This window comes from Xanthomonas sontii, from assembly GCF_040529055.1.
In the GTDB taxonomy this organism is placed as follows: domain Bacteria; phylum Pseudomonadota; class Gammaproteobacteria; order Xanthomonadales; family Xanthomonadaceae; genus Xanthomonas_A; species Xanthomonas_A sontii.
This window is the reverse complement of sequence record NZ_CP132342.1, coordinates 2,244,258-2,261,828: the sequence shown is the minus strand read 5'-3', so window position 1 is coordinate 2,261,828 and position 17,571 is coordinate 2,244,258. Positions and strand designations below refer to the sequence as shown.

Genomic DNA, 17,571 nt, shown 5'->3' with positions numbered 1-17,571 from the left:
CGTGAGCGCACTGCTGAGCCCGGAACAACTGGAAACCGCGCTGCGCGGGATCGGTGCGCGGCTGTACCATGACCAGCACCCCTTCCACGCCCTGCTGCACAGCGGCCGCCTGAATCGCGGCCAGGTCCAGGCCTGGGCGCTGAACCGCTACGAGTACCAGCGCTGCATCCCGCTCAAGGACGCGGCGATCCTGGCGCGGATGGACGACCCGGCACTGCGCCGGATCTGGCGCCAGCGCATCGTCGACCACGACGGCAGCGCCGATGGCGAAGGCGGCATCGCCCGCTGGCTGCACCTGACCGACGCGCTCGGGCTGGACCGCGACCTGGTGCAGTCCGGCCGCGGCCTGCTGCCCGGCACCCGCTTCGCGGTGCAGGCCTACCTGCACTTCGTGCGCGAAAAGAGCCTGCTGGAGGCCATCGCCTCGTCGCTGACCGAATTGTTCGCGCCCGGCATCATCGGCCACCGCGTCGCCGGCATGCTGCAGCACTACGATTTCGTCTCGCGCGAGGCGCTGGCGTATTTCGAGCATCGCCTGCACGAGGCGCCGCGCGATTCGGACTTCGCCCTGGACTACGTCAAACGCCACGCCGACACCGTGGAGAAGCAGCACCTGGTGCAGGACGCGCTGCGCTTCAAGTGCGGGGTGCTGTGGTCGCAACTGGATGCGCTGCACTTCGCCTACGTGCAACCGGGCGTGGCCTGGCCGGACGCGTTCGTGCCGGACACCGCGCAGGCAGCGGCATGAGCACGCTGGACGCGAGCAGCCAACCGCGGCTCGCCGCCGGCGTGCGCCTGCAGCACGACCGCGCCCGCGACCAATGGGTGCTGCTGGCGCCGGAGCGGGTGATCGAACTGGACGCCATCGCCCACGCCATCGTCTCGCGCTGCGACGGCGTCCGCAGCCTGGCGACGATCGCCGCGGAACTGGCCGCAGAATTCGAGGCCGACCCGGCCGAGGTCGAACGCGACGTGCGCGAGCTGGCGCAGCAGTTGCACGCCAAGCGGCTGCTGCGCGCATGAACACGCCGGTGCCGCCGCCGCTGTCGATCCTGCTGGAGCTGACCCACCGCTGCCCGCTGGCCTGCCCGTATTGCTCCAACCCGATCGAACTGGCCGGCCTGCGCGAGGAACTGGATACGGCCGGCTGGCGCTCGGCGCTGGACCAGGCCGCGGCGATGGGCGTACTGCAGGCGCATTTCTCCGGCGGCGAGCCGATGCTGCGCAAGGACCTGCCCGAGCTGGTCGCGCATGCGCGTGCGCTGGGCCTGTACAGCAATCTGATCACCTCCGGGGTGGCCGGCGGCGCACCGATGCTGGCCGCCCTGGCCGCGGCCGGGCTGGAACACGTGCAACTGAGCGTCCAGGACGCCGACGCCGCCGGCGCCGACCGCATCGCCGGCTACCGCGACAGCCTGGCCAAGAAGCGCGCGTTCGCCGCGGCGGTGCGCGCGCTCGACCTGCCGCTGACGATCAACGCGGTGATCCACCGCCACAATGCCGAACGCGTCCCGGCGATGATCGACTTGGCGCTGGAACTCGGTGCCGAACGCCTGGAAGTGGCGCACACCCAATACTACGGCTGGGGCCTGCGCAATCGTGCCGCACTGATGCCCAGCCGCGCGCAGATCGACGCCACCGTGGCCGCGGTGGAGGCCGCCCGGCTGCGCCTGCAGGACCGCCTGCACATCGACTTCGTCACCCCCGACTACTACGCGCACCGGCCCAAGGCCTGCATGGGCGGCTGGGGCCAGCGCTTCGTCAACATCTCCCCGCGCGGCGACGTGCTGCCCTGCCACGCCGCCGAAACCCTGCCGGACATGCGCTTCGAGAACCTGCGCGCGCGCCCGCTGGCGGCGATCTGGGAAGACGGCGAGGCCTTCGTGCGCTTCCGCGGCAGCGCCTGGATGCCCGAGGTGTGCCAGGGCTGTCCCAAGCGCGAGATCGACTGGGGCGGCTGCCGCTGCCAGGCGCTGGCGCTGAGCGGCGATGCCGCGACCCTGGACCCGGTCTGCGAACGCGCCCCAGGGCACGCGGCGCTGCAGGCGCTGGCGCAGCGCGAAGCCGCCACGCCGGCGCCGGACTTCGTGTACCGGCGACCGCCGCGCAGGTCGGACGCGCCCGCCGCCGCCGAGGACTGAACCGGGCGCCGACGCGGTCCCGGCGCGCCCGGCATCCCGTGCGCATTCACCGCTTGCGACTACACTACGGCGCATCCCACTGCCCGGATCCTCGCCATGTCCTTCGCGCGTCTCGCTCCCCTGGTCCTGTGCGCGGCGCTCGCCGTGTCCGCCGCCCCGGCGCTCGCCCAGCGCACCGTCTCCGGCGATCTGCAGACGCAGATGTCGCCGCAGGAGTTCAAGGCGGCCGGGCTGGACAAGCTGTCGCCGCAGGAGCTGGCCGCGCTGAACGACTGGCTGCAGGGCAAGGTCGCCAAGGAAACCGCGGTGGCGCTGGAGAAGGCCAAGGAAGAAGGCCGCCGCGAGGTGATCACCAAGAATCGCGGCTTCTTCGACTTCGGCAGCGCCGAGCCGATCGAGAGCACCCTGGTCGGCGAGTTCACCGGCTTCGGCAAGGGCCGCCACTACGTGCTGGCCAACGGCCAGGAATGGGAGCAGACCGAGGCGGCGAGCCTGTCCAGCGTGCACCTCACTGCGCCCAAGGTGAAGATCACGCCCGGCATCGTCGGCGTGTGGTACATGCAGGTCGGCAACTACAACACCCGCGCCAAGGTCCGTCGCGTCAGATAGGATCGCGCGCCGTGAACCTGCGTCCGCGGCCGGGACTGGCCGACGCCTCGCACAGCCTCGCCGACGCGCTGCGCCGGCGCCTGCGCGCCAGCGATGTCTGGTTCATCGCCCTGGCCCTGCTGGTCGGTGTGATCGCCGGCCTGCTGACCCTGTTGCAGAGCAGCCTGGCACACGGCGCGCAGGCCCTGCTGTACGGCCTGGAGGCAGACGAGCGGCTCAGCGCCATGTCCGAACTGAGCGTGCACCAGTTGCTGGTGCTGCCGCTGGGCGGGCTGCTGGTCGGCCTGCTCGGCATGGCCGCGCGCGCGCGCAAGCGGCAACTGGTCGACGCCGTCGAAGCCAACGCGCTGTATGGCGGGCGCATGTCGATGCGCGACAACCTGATCGTCTCCGTGCAGACCCTGTTCTCCAACGGCGTCGGCGCCTCGGTCGGCCTGGAAGCGGCGTACACGCAGATGGGCGCCGGCAGCGGCTCGCACCTGGGCCGGGTGCTGCGCCTGCGCCGCGCCGACATCCGTACCCTGGTCGGCGCCGGCGCCGGCGCGGCCATCGCGGCGGCCTTCGGCGCGCCGCTGGCCGGTGCGTTCTATGCGTTCGAGATCGTGATCGGCGCGTACTCGCCATCGGCGCTGGCACCGGTGGCGGTGGCCTCGCTGGGCGCGGTGTTCGTGTCGCAGCTGGCCGGGGTACAGCCGTACCTGCTGCCGGCCTCGGCGGCCTCGGCGCTGGAGGCGCGCGACTACGTGCTGTACGCGCTGCTCGGCGTGCTTTGCGCCCTGCTGGCAGTGGCGGTGATGCGCCTGATCGGCGCGATCGAACAGGCGATCAACCGCAGCCCGCTGCCGCGCTGGGCGCGCCCGGTCGCCGGCGGCCTGCTGCTGATCCCGCTGGCGTTGATCACCCCGCAGGTGCTGTCCTCCGGACACGGCGCGCTGCACCTGGACCTGACCAGCCCGACCTCGCTGCGCTGGCTGGGCATCCTGTTGCTGCTCAAGTGCCTGGGCTCGGCCATCTCGCTGGGCTTCGGCTTCCGCGGCGGCCTGTTCTTCGCCTCGTTGTTCATGGGGTCGCTGGTCGGCGGGCTGTTCGCCGGCGTGCTGAATCTCGGCAGCGGCATGGCCCTGGTCGACGGCACCGCCGCGTCGCTGGCCGGCATGGCGGCGATGGCCGCCGCGGTGATCGGCGCGCCGATGACGATGGCGATGCTGGTACTGGAAGGCACCCACGATTTCGTGCTGGCCAGCGCGGTGATGGTGGCGGTGCTGGTCGCCAACACCATCGTCCGCCAGATCTTCGGCTACTCGTTCTCGACCTGGCGCCTGCACCTGCGCGGCGAGACCATCAAGAGCGCGCGCGACGTCGGCTGGGTCAAGCACCTCAGCGCCGGGCGGATGATGCAGAAGGACGTGCATCCGTTGGCCGCCACCACCAGCGTGGCCGAGTTCCGCCGCCGCTTCCCGCTCGGCTCGGGCACCCGCGTGGTGCTGGAAGACGAGAACGGCCATTACGCCGGCCTGGTCACCCTGGCCGCCGCCTACGCCGACGGCGTCAACGCCGACGCAGCCATCGTCGACTACGCCGGCAACCGCGACGTGGCCCTGCCCGCCGACACCGACGTGGTCACCGCCATGCGCCAGTTCGACCTGACCCAGAGCGACGAGCTGGCGGTGGTCGACGATCAGGGCAAGGTCCTGGGCGTGCTCAGCGAAAGCTTCGTGCGCAAGCGCTACGCCGAGGAACTGGACAAGCGCCAGCGCGAGCTGATGGGCGAGCGGGTGGATGATTGAGGGGCGGGGATTGGGGATTGGGGATTGGGGATTCGGGATTCGAGATTCGGGGGGATTCGGGATTCGCAGGATTGCTGCCCCCCTGAGAGGTTGAGGGCCGTGATCGCATGTCGCAGGAGCGGCTGCTGTCGGAGGGGCTTCAGCCCCCACGCATGAACGCCAGAGCGGCGGGAATGCAGGGCACCTCCAATCGCCCTGGAGCGTACGCGCAGGAGCAGCTTCAGCCGCGACGCATGACGCCACGATGGGCGCGGCTGAAGCCGCTCCTGCGACACAACAAGACGCGACTGCGTTGGTGCGTGGCACCAACACCACGCGCCGTTGCAGAGCAGATCGCTTGACCGTCCAAGCGGCGCATCCCCGTTGTGGGAGGGGCTTCAGCCCCGACGCCTGCCGCTGAACGCGTCGGGACTGAAGTCCCTCCCACAAGAATGCTGCTCACGCCGGTGGTGCGGGAACAGCGCGGAAATCTCACACCCAATCCCGCGCGCTCTTCGGCAGCCGTAGGCTGTCCATCCCCACTCCCGGCTTTTCCACAGCCGAACGGCTGGTAATCACCGCAGCAGAGCCACCCGCTGCGCCAGCTTCTTGGCCGAGATGCCGGCGCGGGCGCCCAGTTCCTGGGCGAACAGCGACACCCGCAGTTCTTCCAGGTCCCAGCGCAGCGCTTGCCACTCCGGCGTGTCGCCACGTCCGGCCGCGGCCGCGTCGGCCAGTGCGTCGACGAACGGCTTCAGCTCCAGCATCCGCGACTGGTCGCGCGCCGGATCGCGCTTGGCGCGTTCGGCGCGCAGGATCATCGCGCGCAGGTAGCGCGGGAACTGCGCCAGGGCAGTGGCCGGGGTCTCGCGCAGGAAGCCCGGATGCAGCAAGGCCGCCAGTTGCGCGCGCAGGTCGTCGAGGTTGCCGCTGGCCCAGCCCATCAGCGGCGATTCCAGTTGCGGTTTCAGTTCAGCCGCCGCGCCCATGATCGCCTCGGCCAGCTTCAGCCGCTCCATCGCCTCGCCGAACAGCTGCCTGGCGGCGGCGTCGCGGCGCTGGGCAAAACTGTCCGCATCGCGGATCGCCTCCAGCCCCTGTTCCAGCAGCGCATTCAACGCCGCTTCCACCAGGTCGCCACGCAGGCGTTCCTGCGATTCGATCGCCGCGTACAACAGCCCGGTCTTGGGCGATACCGGCAACTGCTTGCGCGCCTGCTTGACCTTGTCGGCCAGGGCGATCTCCAGCAGCCGACGCACGCCGCGCGGATGCGCCGCCTCGGCCTGCGTACGGTCGGCGAAGATGCGCAGGGCGGCGCTGTCGCCCTCGTCCACCAACGCCGGATACGCCGGCACGCCGGCTTCGCCCGGCACCTGCAGCGGGATCGGCGTCGCCGGGAACTCGCGCAATCCGGTCGCGGCCATGGCGCGGCCGGCGCGCGCGGCGAAGGCCTGCCCGGCACGTTCGCCGAAGCGCGTGCGCAGCGCGTCCAGGTCGCGCGATTCGGCCAGCACCTTGCCCGCCTCGTCGCGCAGGCGCAGGTTCATGCGCAGATGCGGCTCCAGCGTGCTCTCGTCGAACTCCAGCGCACTCAGCGGCGCGCCGGTGGCGCGCTGCAGGAACCGCGCCAGCTCGCCACGGATGTCGTCGGCACTGGGCTGCGGGAACGCCTCGTAGAACGCACGCGCGAAGTCTGGCGCCGGCACGTAGTTGCGCCGCAGCGCCTTGGGCAGGCTGCGGATCAGCGCCGCCGCCTTGTCGGTGACGAAGCCCGGCGCCAGCCACGACAGCCGCGCCGGGTCCAGCGCGTTGAGCAGGTGCACGGGCACCTCCAGGGTCACGCCGTCGTCGGCCGCGCCGGGTTCGAACCGGTAATGCAGCGGCAGCCGCGCATCGCCCAGCGGGAAATACGTGGGATAGCGCTCGGCCGCGCTGCCCTCGCCCGGCAGCAGGTCGGCCAGCGACCAGTGCAGCGCGCGCCGTTGCTCCGGCGCCAGCGCCTTCCACCAGGCGTCCAGGCCGGAGGCGGAATGGATCTCGCCGGGAATCCGGTCCAGGTACCAGCGCGCCTGCCAGTCCTCGTCGGCGACGATGCCGGCGCGGCGCAGCTTGGCCTCTTCTTCGTGCGCCTGCGCCAGCACCTTCTGGTTGTCGGCGACGAAGCTGGCGCGGGTGTTGATCTCGCCCGGCACCAGGCCCTGGCGCACGAACAGCTCGTGCGCGCCGGGCGGATCGATGCGGCCGTAGTGCACCGGCTTCTTCGGCGCCAGCACCAGCCCGAACAGGCTGATCTGCTCGGAGGCCAGCACCTGCCCCTGCGCGCGCGACCAGTGCGGATCGAAATGCTTGCGCGCCAGCAGGTGCGGCAGCTCGGCGATCACCCAATCCGGCTCGATCGCGGCATTGGTCAGGCCCCATACCTTCTGCGTGTCCAGCAACGTCGCCGGCAGCACCCACGGCGGCGGCTTGCGGGCAAGCGCCGAGCCGGGGAACAACAGGAAGCGGCGCTGCCGCGGCGCCAGGAAATCGCCCTTCTCGGTGCGGTGGCCGACCTGGGTCGGCAGCCCGGCCAGCAAGGCGCGGTGCAGCGCCTGGTAGGCGGCGGCACGCTCGCGTTCGCTGGCACGCGGTGCCTCCCCGGCCTCGGCGGACGCCGGTGGCGCGGCTTGGGCCGCAGGTGCGGGCGTGGCCGGCGTACCGGTGCCGCGGCCTTCGCGGGCCAGCCGCGCAGCGCGGTGCAACTGCCCGCGGGTCGCACGCGCCGCGGTCTCGGCATCGCGCGCCGGCGCGGGCGCGGAAGCGCCGGCCAGCAGGGGCTGCAGGGAGGCCTCCGCCGGCTCCTCGGTCCAGCCCAGTTCCGCGCACAGCAAATGCAGTTGGCGGTGCAGTTCGCGCCACTCGCGCATGCGCAGGAAGCCGAGGAAATGCCGTCCGCACCAGTCGCGCAGCTTGGACTGGGTCAGGTCCTCGTGCGCCTGCCGGTAGCCGTCCCACAGGCGCAGGATGCCGACGAATTCCGAGCGCGCATCGGCGAACTTGGCATGCGCGTTGTCGGCGGCTTCGCGCGCCTCCGGCGGGCGCTCGCGCGGATCCTGGATGCCCAGGAACGCGGCGATCACCAGCATCGGCCGCAGGCAGCCGTGCTGCTGCGCCGCCACCAGCATCCGTGCCAGCTTCACGTCCACCGGCAGCCGCGCCATCTTGCGGCCGATCTCGGTGAGCTTGCGCAGGCCATGGCGGTCCGGCTCGCCGACCGCGCCCAGCTCCACCAGTTGCTGCCAGCCGTCGGCCACCGCACGCTCGTCCGGCGGTTCCAGGAACGGGAAATCCTCGATCCGTCCCAGCCCCAGCTGCAGCATGCGCAGGATCACCCCGGCCAGGCTGGAGCGGCGGATCTCCGGATCGGTGAACTCCGGGCGCGCCGTAAAATCCGCCTCGGCGTACAGCCGGTAGCAGATGCCCTCGGCGATGCGGCCGCAGCGGCCCTTGCGCTGGTTGGCACTGGCCTGCGAGATCGGTTCGATGTGCAGGCGATCGAGCTTCTGCCGCGGGCTGTAGCGCTTGACCCGGGCATAGCCGGGATCGACCACGTAGCGGATGCGCGGCACCGTCAGCGAGGTCTCGGCGACGTTGGTGGCCAGCACCAGGCGCCGCCGCTGACCAGGGTTGAACACCCGGTCCTGGTCGGCGTTGGAGAGCCGCGCGTACAGCGGCAGCACCTCGGTCTCGCGGTACTTGCGCCGTTCCAGCGCATGGTGCGCATCGCGGATCTCGCGTTCGCCGGGCAGGAACACCAGCACGTCGCCGCGCGGATCCAGCCGGGTGATTTCGTCGATCGCCGCCACGATCGCCTGGTTGACCGTGCGGTCGCCGGCGTTGTCGCCACTCTCGGCGTCGGCCTCCTCGCCGCCCGCCTCCTCCAGCGGCCTGTAGCGCACTTCCACCGGATAGGTGCGGCCTTCCACGCTGATCACCGGCGCATCGTCGAAATGCGCGGCGAAGCGCGCGGTGTCGATCGTCGCCGAGGTCACGATGACCTTCAGGTCCGGACGCTTGCGCAGCAACTGCTTCAGATAGCCGAGCAGGAAATCGATGTTGAGGCTGCGCTCGTGCGCCTCGTCGACGATGATCGTGTCGTAGCCGGACAGCCAGCGGTCGCTGGCGATCTCTGCCAGCAGGATGCCGTCGGTCATGAACTTGATCCGGGTCTGCTCGCCGACGCGGTCGTTGAAGCGCACCTGGAAGCCCACCGTCTCGCCCACCGGCGTGCGCAGCTCCTCGGCCACGCGGCTGGCCACCGCGCGCGCGGCGATGCGCCGTGGCTGGGTGCAGCCGATCATGCCGGCGGCGCCGCGTCCGGCGGCCAGGCACAGCTTCGGCAACTGCGTGGTCTTGCCCGAGCCGGTCTCGCCGGCGATCACCACCACCTGGTGCTCGCGGATCAGCGCGACGATGCGCTCGGCCTCGCGCGCGATCGGCAACTGCGGATCCAACGTAATCGCCGGCTGCTGCGCCGCACGCGCGGCGCAACGCGCCTGCGACGTCTGCAGCGCCTGCTCGAACGCCGTCTCCAGCGCGGCATTGCCGGGCGCGGCCTGCCAGCGCGACCATAGGCCCAGCAGGCGGCCACGGTCGCGGGTCAGCGCGCCGTCGATCGCGGCGCGGCGTTCGCGCAGGCGTGCCGGCACGGAAGGTTTTTCGATAGCGTTCATCAATCGGATGCCATTGAACGTTGAATCACAGCACATGCTTTAGTCTGTCTATTGTGACGCCATCTCGTCTGTAACCCCCAAAGAGGAACTCCCATGGCCAAGAACAAGACCCCCGGCAAGACCAAGAACGCCGCCAGCAAGGCCGTCGCCGGCCAGCCGCTGGCCGGCCTGGCGCCGTCCGCGCCCAACATCGATATCGGGATCGGTGGCGGCGATCGCAAGAAGATCGCCGACGGCCTGTCGCACTACATGGCCGACGCCTTCACCCTGTACCTGAAGACCCACAACTTCCACTGGAACGTGACCGGGTCGATGTTCAACTCGCTGCACCTGATGTTCGAGACCCAGTACACCGAGCAGTGGGCGGCGCTGGACGACGTCGCCGAGCGCATCCGCGCCCTGGGCTTCAACGCCCCCGGTTCGTACAAGGAATACGCGGCGCTGACCTCGATCCCGGAAGAGGAAGGCCTCAGCGACAGCGCCGACTGGCGCGAAATGGTGCGCCAGCTGGTGGTCGGCAACGAAGCGGTGTGCCGTACCGCGCGCAAGGTGCTCAAGACCGCCGACGACGCCGGCGACGACCCGTCGGTGGACCTGCTGACCCAGCGCCTGCAGACCCACGAGAAGTACGCCTGGATGCTGCGCTCGCTGCTGCAGTAAGGGATTCCGCCCTGCCTGCCTGGCAGGCAGGGCGCGCCGCCCGCGCGCCCCGCCGCGCGGCGCGGCGCGAGACGCTGGCTGGGTGCACTGCGGAAGGGACTTCAGTCCCGACGCCTTTCGATCTCGGCCCCGGCAGGCTTCGTCTGCCACGACCGCAAGACCGTCGCCTCCTACAGACCAGCGCGCGTTCGCCTGACACGCGCTTGCGCACACCAGGAAGCCAACCGCCCTTGCGCGGCGCGGTATCCTACACAGATGTCTTCCCCCGCCCACGCCTTGCTCAGCCGCGTCTTCGGCTACGACCAGTTCCGCGGCCTGCAACAGGACATCGTCGAACACGTCGCCGCCGGCCACGACGCGCTGGTGCTGATGCCCACCGGCGGCGGCAAGTCGCTGTGCTACCAGATTCCCTCGCTGCTGCGCGACGGCACCGGCATCGTCATCTCGCCGCTGATCGCGCTGATGCAGGACCAGGTCGAGGCGCTGCGCCAGCTCGGCGTGCGTGCCGAATACCTCAATTCCACCCTGGACGGCGAGACCGCGCAGCGTGTCGAGCGCGACCTGCTGGCCGGCGAACTGGACCTGCTGTACGTCGCTCCCGAAAGGTTGCTGACCCCGCGTTTCCTGTCGCTGATCGAGCGCAGCCGCATCGCCCTGTTCGCCATCGACGAGGCGCATTGCGTGTCGCAATGGGGCCACGACTTCCGCCCCGAATACCGACAGCTCACCGTGCTGCACGAGCGCTGGCCGCAGACCCCGCGCATCGCCCTCACCGCCACCGCCGACCCGCCGACCCAGCGCGAGATCGCCGAGCGCCTGGACCTGGCCCAGGCGCGCCATTTCGTCAGCTCCTTCGACCGCCCCAACATCCGCTACACGGTGGTGCAGAAGGACAATGCGCGGCGCCAGCTGCTGGACTTCCTGCGCGCGCACCGCGGCAGCGCCGGCATCGTCTACTGCATGTCGCGGCGCAAGGTCGAGGAGACCGCCGACTTCCTCGCCCGCGAGGGCCTGAACGCCCTGCCCTACCATGCCGGCTTGCCGGCCGAGGTGCGCGCCGACAACCAGCGCCGCTTCCTGCGCGAGGACGGCATCGTGATGTGCGCCACCATCGCCTTCGGCATGGGCATCGACAAGCCCGACGTGCGCTTCGTCGCCCACACCGACCTGCCCAAGTCGCTGGAGGGGTACTACCAGGAGACCGGCCGCGCCGGCCGCGACGGCGAGGCCGCCGAAGCCTGGCTGTGCTACGGCCTGGGCGACGTGGTGCTGCTCAAGCAGATGATCGAGCAGGGCGAGGCCGGCGAGGAACGCAAGCGCGTGGAACGGCGCAAGCTCGACCAGTTGCTGGGCTACTGCGAGTCGATGCAGTGCCGCCGCCAGGTGCTGCTGGCCGGCTTCGGCGAGACCTATCCGCAGCCCTGCGGCAACTGCGACAACTGCCTGCAGCCGGCCGACGCCTGGGATGCCACGGTGGCCGTGCAGAAGGCGCTGAGCTGCGTGTACCGCAGCGGCCAGCGCTTCGGCGTCGGCCACCTGATCGACATCCTGCGCGGCAACGAAGGCGAGAAGATCAAGCAGTTCGGCCACGACCAGCTCAGCACCTACGGCATCGGCAAGGACCTGGACGCGCGCGCCTGGCGCGGCGTGTTCCGGCAACTGGTCGCCACCGGCCTGCTGGAAGTGGACAGCGACGCCTACGGCGGCCTGCGCCTCACCGACGCCAGCCGCCAGGTGCTCAAGGGCGAACGCAAGATCATGATGCGCCGCGAACTGCCCAGCCGCGGCCGCGAGCGCGGCGACCGCAGCGGCAGCCCGCGCACCGGCGTGCCGGTGCAGGCGCAGGACCTGCCCCTGTTCAATGCGCTGCGCGACCTCCGCGCCGGCCTGGCCAAGGAACAGAACGTGCCGGCCTTCGTGATCTTCCACGACAGCACCCTGCGCAACATCGCCGAGCAGCGTCCGAGCAGCTTGGACGAACTGGCGCGGGTCGGCGGCATCGGCGGCAGCAAGCTGGCCCGCTACGGCCAGCAACTGCTCGACGTGGTGCACGGACAGGGCTGAAGCGCGGCAGCGGCGCCTGCAGCATCGGCACGTCGCGGCGCGGCCCGCGGCGCCGACAGGCCGGGTTCAACGTGGTATTGATAGCGTCAGCGTCACGGCGGAGCGTCTGACAGGCTCCGCCGGGCCCCTCTCTTCTGGCGGATGCCCGATGAACCGCAGCCTCCTTCTCCTCGCCTGCGCCCTGCTTGCCGGCCCGGCCCTGGCCCAGACCGCCGATGCCACCAGCGACAGCGAGGCGGCCAAGCGCAAGCTCGACCTGAGCGTGCCGCAACAACCGATCACCTACGCCGATCCCGGCACCAAGGCCGATCCGCCGGGCGCGTACTACGGCGATACCAGCGGCACCTCGGCCTCGGCGCAGAAGGCGGCGGCCGCGCAGGCGCGCGCCGAGGCCCTGCAGGCGCAGGCCGACCGCTGCAACGGCGACGTGCACGGCAGCGTCGCCACCGGCATCGGCTATTCCACGCATGGCGGCAACAGCAACTACCAGGCCGCCAATCTGAACCTGTGCAAGACCTCCTACACCGATGACGGCAAGCCGCGGCAAATGGGCATCAGCATCAGCGTCGGCCGCGGCGACGGCCCGGTGTTCGGCCGCGGCTACTATCCCGGCGCCTACGGCCCGCCGCCGTTCGGCTGGTAAGCACGGCGACACGAGGGCAGCGCCAATGATCCGCTCCCGCCACGCTCGAACCGATGTACGTTGTGTCATCCCCCCCACGGGGCGTTCCCGGTAACGCCCGTCGCGGCTGAAGCCGCTTCTACCGCGCACTTCCCGAAGTTGACAGCAGTACCCGCCGGACTCCCAGGCTGGTCCGCATGCGGCCTGGAACTTTCCGGCAGCACGTGTCCCCCTGTCCACATCCGCAATCGCAGCACCCCGCGGTGCGTCGTGTCGTGCCGGCACCACTGAAACCGCCCGCTCCCACGCTCGCGCTCCAGCACCCAGTCATGCAGCCGTGCCCGCTGCGTCCATTGCGCGCGAAGTGCGCATCGACACCCCCACTCGAGAGTGCCGCCCGTCACGGTGGTGGCTATGGGATCGACCGACTTGCCGCCGCACGCGCGACCGCGACGCATCGCGTCTACAATCGCGCTGCCTTTGTCGGCATGCCGTCCGCGGCGGCGTCACGCATCGCGTGCGCGTCGCGGCCGGTCGCCCGGCATACCTCCCCTTCATGTGGCATCGCTTCCCCCCGAGCTCACGCCATGTCCAACGTAGTCCGGCTGCACAGCGCCCGCGAACGCGAGCAGCGCCTGCACGATGACCTCCTCGATGCGGCCGAGCGCTGCATCGTCGAGAACGGCCTCGGCGCCACCACCTTCGAACTGATCGCCGGGACTGCCGACGTCTCCTGCAGCGCGGTACGTCGGCAGTTCGACGACAAGCGCAGCCTGGTCCAGGCGCTGATGGAACGCGGCTACGAGCGTGCGATCCGCACCATGTGGCTCCTGCAACCGCCGCCGCACCAGGACGCGACCACGTTCATCGCCGGGGCATTGGAAGACTGGCTGGTGGCCGATGCCAACCAGCGGCGGCGGCGCCTGGATCTGGAGATGGACCTGGCCGCCGCACGCGACCCCGAACTGGCGCAGTACGCGCGCCGGCTCAACGTGTCCCTGGTGCAGAACCTCGGCGACCTGCTGCGGCGCATGCTGCGCGACCACGGCTGGAGCGGCAGCGAAGCCGAATTCCAGGCCCGCGTCTACGCGGTCGCGGCGATGTGCGGCGGCCTGCACATGATGATGACCACCGGCGTGGAGCTCAACCGCATGCATCTGCAGTTGATCCTGAGCGAGAGCCTGGCCGGGATCTTCAGCACGGCGCAGGCCTGATGCCGTCGTCCGCCGTTCCCTTCTCCCTGACGGCTCGTCCCCCCATCACCGACGCCTTGACCGGGATCCTGATGCGCCCTGCGGATACAGACGCCGGCGCTGCGTTCCTGCACGAGGCGGCATGAGGCCGAGCGGCGTCATCCGCGAAACGACCCTGACCTGATCCCCGGCAGCACTCGACGTCGATGCACTGCTGCCGTCACAAGCAGGAGGTCGCCCTGGACGATGATCGGCGCCGGAGCAAGCGACCCACCGCGAGCGACGCTCAGGCAAGCGGCGCTGACGCGTGCATGCCCTCCGCTGCGGCACGCAGCGCCTGAGCGATGTGCTGCAGCGTCCTGGAACGGACCGCGACATGCTGCCAGTACAGCGGCACGTCGAGCCAGCGCTGCGCATCGACGACCACGATCTGCCGCTGCCGCAGCGCGGCCACCAGCATCGGCTCCGGCGCCAGGCACCAGCCCAGTCCACGCGCGGCCGCCTCGACGAAGCCGATGGAGGTCGGCAGATAGTGGATCGGCGGGTGCAACCGCGCGCGGGTGATGCGCCGCACGAACCGCGCTTGCAGCGCGTCCTTGCGGTTGTAGACGATCATCGGGGCGCGGGCCAGCGCCGCCGCATCCAGGCCGTCGGCAAAGTAGCGGGCGAAAAACGCCGGCGAGGCGATCGCGCGGTAGCGCATCGCGCCCAGCGACAGCACATTGCAGCCCTGCAACGCCTTGCCGACGGAGGTGACGGCACCGAGGACCGCGCCGCTGCGCAACAGCTCCAGCGTGTGGTCCTGGTCGTCCACCTGGATATCGAACAGGTAGCCATGCGCGTCGTGCAGCGCCGCCAGCGCATCCAGGAACCAGGTCTGCAGCGAGTCGTCGTTGACGGCGATGGCGATGCTGCGTGCCGCTGCGCTGCTCGCAGGCGCGGGCGACAGGTCGGTCACCGCCTCGGCCTCCAGCACCTGCATCGGCCGCACGCTGCGCAGCAGGCGCTCCCCGGCGGGGGTCGGCCGGCATGGAGCCTGGCGCACGATCAGCACCTGGCCAAGCCGGTCTTCCAGCGCCTTGATCCGCTGCGAGACCGCCGACGGCGTCAGCGCCAGACGGCGCGCGGCGGCCTCGAAGCTGCCTTCCTCCAGGACGGCGGCGAAAGCGGACAGCTGGGGGTGGAGCAAATCCATGGGAGCGATGGAGATTAGGAATGCTTCATAGCCTACAGAAAAATTAGTTTGGCTAATCCCGCTGGCACATGCAGCATGCCCGCCCACGTCACCGGGCACTCCTCATGTTGCTGCACGCACTGTTGGCCGGCCTCGTCGCCGGCGCCGGCCTGATCGTCGCCATCGGCGCGCAGAACGCCTTCGTGCTGCGCCAGGGACTGCAGCGTCGGCATGTCGGCCTGGTCGTGGCCGTGTGCGCCGCCAGCGACATCGCGCTGATCGTCCTCGGCGTGTCCGGCATCGGTGCCGTGGTGGACGCCTGGCCGGGCGTGCTGCAGGGATTGCGCTTCGGCGGTGCGGCCTTCCTCGGCGCCTACGCGCTACTTGCGGCACGACGCGCCTGGCGCGGCAGTGGCGGCCTGCTGGCGCACGGCGAGGATCAGCGGAGCTGGCAACGCGTCCTGCTGACCTGCCTGGCCTTCACCTTCCTCAATCCGCATGTCTACCTGGACACCATGGTGCTGCTGGGCAGCCTCTCCACGCGCTACCCGGGACCACTGCGCTGGGCCTTCGCACTCGGCGCCTGCCTGGCCAGCGCGACCTGGTTCGGCAGCCTGGGCTACGGCGCGCGGTTGCTGCAGCCGGTGTTCCGCAAGCCCGCTGCGTGGCGGTTGCTGGATGCGGCGGTCGCGCTGTTCATGCTGGGCTTGTGCCTCGCGTTGCTCCTGCAGCCTTTGGGTGAGCGATCGGGTACGGTGGCTGCCAACCAGTGCGATTGGCCACGCTTGCAGCTTTCGGGCAATGGTGGAAGTGAATGCAGCAAGCCGACGACCGCGCAATCCCGACAAGGAAGCAGCGCACCTCGCGTTGAATTCAGGAGTGATGTCCGAAGCTGGCGAAAAAACCGCCAAAGGCGACGCGCAACCCGCTGAGCGGAGTGGTGGGCCGTGATGGATTCGAACCATCGACCAAAAGATTAAAAGTCTTCTGCTCTACCGACTGAGCTAACGGCCCAAAACAAGACCCCGGCGTTGCACCGGGGCGCGTAGTCTACCCCAGCACGGGGCGTTTCGCGAAATCAGGCGTAGCGGGTCGGGTCGGCGACGCCGGCGTCGGCGAAGCCGGCCGCGCGCAGGCGGCAGGCATCGCAGTGGCCGCAGGCGCGGCCGGCGTCGTCGGCGCGGTAGCAGGACACGGTCAGGCCGAAGTCCACGCCCAGGCGCACGCCTTCGCGCACGATGTCCGCCTTGCTCATGTGCTGCAACGGCGCATGCACGCGCAGCCCGGCACCCTCCACGCCGGCCTTGGTCGCCAGGTTGGCCAGGGTCTGGAACGCGTCGATGAACTCGGGGCGGCAATCGGGATAGCCGGAATAGTCCACGGCGTTGACCCCGCAGAAGATGTCGGCCGCGCCCAGCACCTCGGCCCAGCCCAGCGCCACCGACAGCATGATGGTGTTGCGCGCCGGCACATAGGTGACCGGGATGCCGTCGCCACCGGCGTCCGGCACCTCGATGTCGTCGGTCAGCGCGGAGCCGCCGATGCTGCGCAGGTCGACGTTGACGGTCTTGTGCGCCACCGCGCCGAGCGCCGAGGCAACACGCGCGGCGGCGTCCAGTTCGGAGGTGTGGCGCTGGCCGTAGCGCACGCTCAAGGCATGCACTGCGAAACCCTGCGCACGGGCGATGGCGACGACGACGGCGGAGTCCATGCCACCGGAGAGAAGGACGACGGCGTTTTTCATCTGGGTGCCGGGAGTGGGGAAACGGGAATGGGAAAAGCGTAGCAGTCAGGCTGCACCGGGAAGATCGAAGGTCTTCGAGAAGCGAAAGCGGATCAGGTAGAGCCACGCCGACCGCGCGGCGCTCTCCGATTCCCGTTTCCCCATTCCCGATTCCCAGCTGCGCGCCAGCGCGCAGCTACCGCCCCGGCTCGTCGTTCCAAAGCAGCTTGTGCAACTGCATCTGGAACCGCACCGGCAGGCGGTCGGCGACGATCCAGTCGGCCAGGTCGCGTGCGGTCAGTTCGCTCTTGCTCGGCGAGAACCAGACCGTGCAGCGGGTGTCCAGTCGGTGTTCGGCGACCACGGCGCGCGCCCACTCGTAGTCGGCGCGGCCGCACAGGACGAACTTGATCTGGTCGCGCGCGGTCAGCAGCGGCAGGTTCTCCCAGCGGTTGCGGTGCGCTTCCTGCGACGCCGGGGTCTTGATGTCGAGCACCCGCGACACCCGCGGGTCGACCTCGGCGATGTCCAGCGCGCCGGAGGTCTCCAGCGACACGTCGTAGCCGGCGTCGCACAGGCGCTGCAGCAGCTGCAGGCAGCGCTTCTGCGCCAGCGGTTCGCCGCCGGTGACGCAGACGTGGCGCACGCCGTGGCGCGCCACTTCTTCGAGAATCGCGTCGATGTCCCACCACTGCCCGCCATGGAAGGCGTAGGCGGTGTCGCAGTAGCTGCAGCGCAGCGGGCAGCCGGTCAGGCGCACGAACACGGTGGGCCAGCCGGCGCTCTCGGCTTCGCCCTGCAGCGACAGGAAGATCTCCGTCAGCTTCAGGCGGGGCAGCGGGCTTTGGACGATATCGCTGGGAACGGCGGCCATGGCGGGAGAAAGATGCTCCCGCGACGGCGGCGG

General features: G+C 70.3%; 13 protein-coding genes, 1 tRNA gene and 1 pseudogene. 10 read left to right on the top strand and 5 right to left on the bottom strand.

Annotation, left to right across the window (positions count from 1 at the left end):
• The first annotated feature begins 1 nt into the window (after position 1).
• From pqqC to RAB70_RS09520, 5 genes are all read left to right on the top strand, one after another.
• Positions 2-748 (top strand): pyrroloquinoline-quinone synthase PqqC, encoded by a 747-nt coding sequence (gene pqqC / locus RAB70_RS09540; protein WP_148829441.1) that lies wholly within the window; start codon positions 2-4, stop codon positions 746-748.
• On the top strand, positions 745-1,023 hold the full coding sequence (gene pqqD, locus RAB70_RS09535; RefSeq protein WP_148829440.1) for a pyrroloquinoline quinone biosynthesis peptide chaperone PqqD: 279 nt from the start codon (positions 745-747) through the stop codon (positions 1,021-1,023). The genes pqqC and pqqD overlap by 4 nt, the downstream gene beginning before the upstream one ends.
• Positions 1,020-2,141, top strand: a complete 1,122-nt coding sequence (gene pqqE, locus RAB70_RS09530; protein WP_148829439.1) for a pyrroloquinoline quinone biosynthesis protein PqqE — start codon at positions 1,020-1,022, stop codon at positions 2,139-2,141. The genes pqqD and pqqE overlap by 4 nt, the downstream gene beginning before the upstream one ends.
• Before the next feature lie 96 nt (positions 2,142-2,237).
• Positions 2,238-2,750, top strand: a complete 513-nt coding sequence (locus RAB70_RS09525; RefSeq protein ID WP_148829438.1) for a hypothetical protein — start codon at positions 2,238-2,240, stop codon at positions 2,748-2,750.
• A gap of 11 nt (positions 2,751-2,761) precedes the next feature.
• Positions 2,762-4,537 (top strand): chloride channel protein, encoded by a 1,776-nt coding sequence (locus RAB70_RS09520; RefSeq protein ID WP_150409796.1) that lies wholly within the window; start codon positions 2,762-2,764, stop codon positions 4,535-4,537.
• A gap of 554 nt (positions 4,538-5,091) precedes the next feature.
• Here the strand turns inward: RAB70_RS09520 and hrpA are convergent.
• The gene (gene hrpA / locus RAB70_RS09515; protein WP_148828950.1) at positions 5,092-9,228 is read right to left on the bottom strand and encodes an ATP-dependent RNA helicase HrpA; all 4,137 of its coding nucleotides are present in this window, start codon (positions 9,226-9,228) and stop codon (positions 5,092-5,094) included.
• A 93-nt stretch (positions 9,229-9,321) separates the two neighbouring features.
• Between hrpA and RAB70_RS09510 the strand changes: the two genes are divergently transcribed.
• From RAB70_RS09510 to RAB70_RS09495, 4 genes are all read left to right on the top strand, one after another.
• Entirely contained in the window at positions 9,322-9,888 is a 567-nt protein-coding gene (locus RAB70_RS09510; protein ID WP_010344296.1) for a Dps family protein, read from the top strand.
• A gap of 255 nt (positions 9,889-10,143) precedes the next feature.
• Positions 10,144-11,952 (top strand): DNA helicase RecQ, encoded by a 1,809-nt coding sequence (gene recQ / locus RAB70_RS09505; protein WP_043091807.1) that lies wholly within the window; start codon positions 10,144-10,146, stop codon positions 11,950-11,952.
• 148 nt (positions 11,953-12,100) lie between these two features.
• Complete coding sequence (locus tag RAB70_RS09500) at positions 12,101-12,595, top strand: hypothetical protein (RefSeq protein ID WP_148828951.1); 495 nt, start codon at positions 12,101-12,103, stop codon at positions 12,593-12,595.
• 566 nt (positions 12,596-13,161) lie between these two features.
• Entirely contained in the window at positions 13,162-13,788 is a 627-nt protein-coding gene (locus tag RAB70_RS09495; protein ID WP_148828952.1) for a TetR/AcrR family transcriptional regulator, read from the top strand.
• A gap of 265 nt (positions 13,789-14,053) precedes the next feature.
• Here the strand turns inward: RAB70_RS09495 and RAB70_RS09490 are convergent, their stop codons facing one another.
• The gene (locus RAB70_RS09490) at positions 14,054-14,962 is read right to left on the bottom strand and encodes a LysR family transcriptional regulator ArgP (protein ID WP_148828953.1); all 909 of its coding nucleotides are present in this window, start codon (positions 14,960-14,962) and stop codon (positions 14,054-14,056) included.
• A gap of 104 nt (positions 14,963-15,066) precedes the next feature.
• Between RAB70_RS09490 and RAB70_RS09485 the strand changes: the two are divergent.
• Positions 15,067-15,669: pseudogene (locus tag RAB70_RS09485) on the top strand (LysE/ArgO family amino acid transporter); the annotation flags it as partial.
• Positions 15,670-15,879: 210 nt separating this feature from the next.
• Here RAB70_RS09485 and RAB70_RS09480 read toward each other — a convergent pair.
• The 3 genes from RAB70_RS09480 to queE form a co-directional block, all read right to left on the bottom strand.
• A tRNA-Lys gene (locus tag RAB70_RS09480) sits at positions 15,880-15,955 on the bottom strand.
• A 64-nt stretch (positions 15,956-16,019) separates the two neighbouring features.
• Entirely contained in the window at positions 16,020-16,685 is a 666-nt protein-coding gene (gene queC / locus RAB70_RS09475) for a 7-cyano-7-deazaguanine synthase QueC (RefSeq protein WP_026143259.1), read from the bottom strand.
• A 175-nt stretch (positions 16,686-16,860) separates the two neighbouring features.
• Entirely contained in the window at positions 16,861-17,538 is a 678-nt protein-coding gene (gene queE / locus RAB70_RS09470) for a 7-carboxy-7-deazaguanine synthase QueE (RefSeq protein ID WP_043091803.1), read from the bottom strand.
• Between the last annotated feature and the right edge of the window lie 33 nt (positions 17,539-17,571).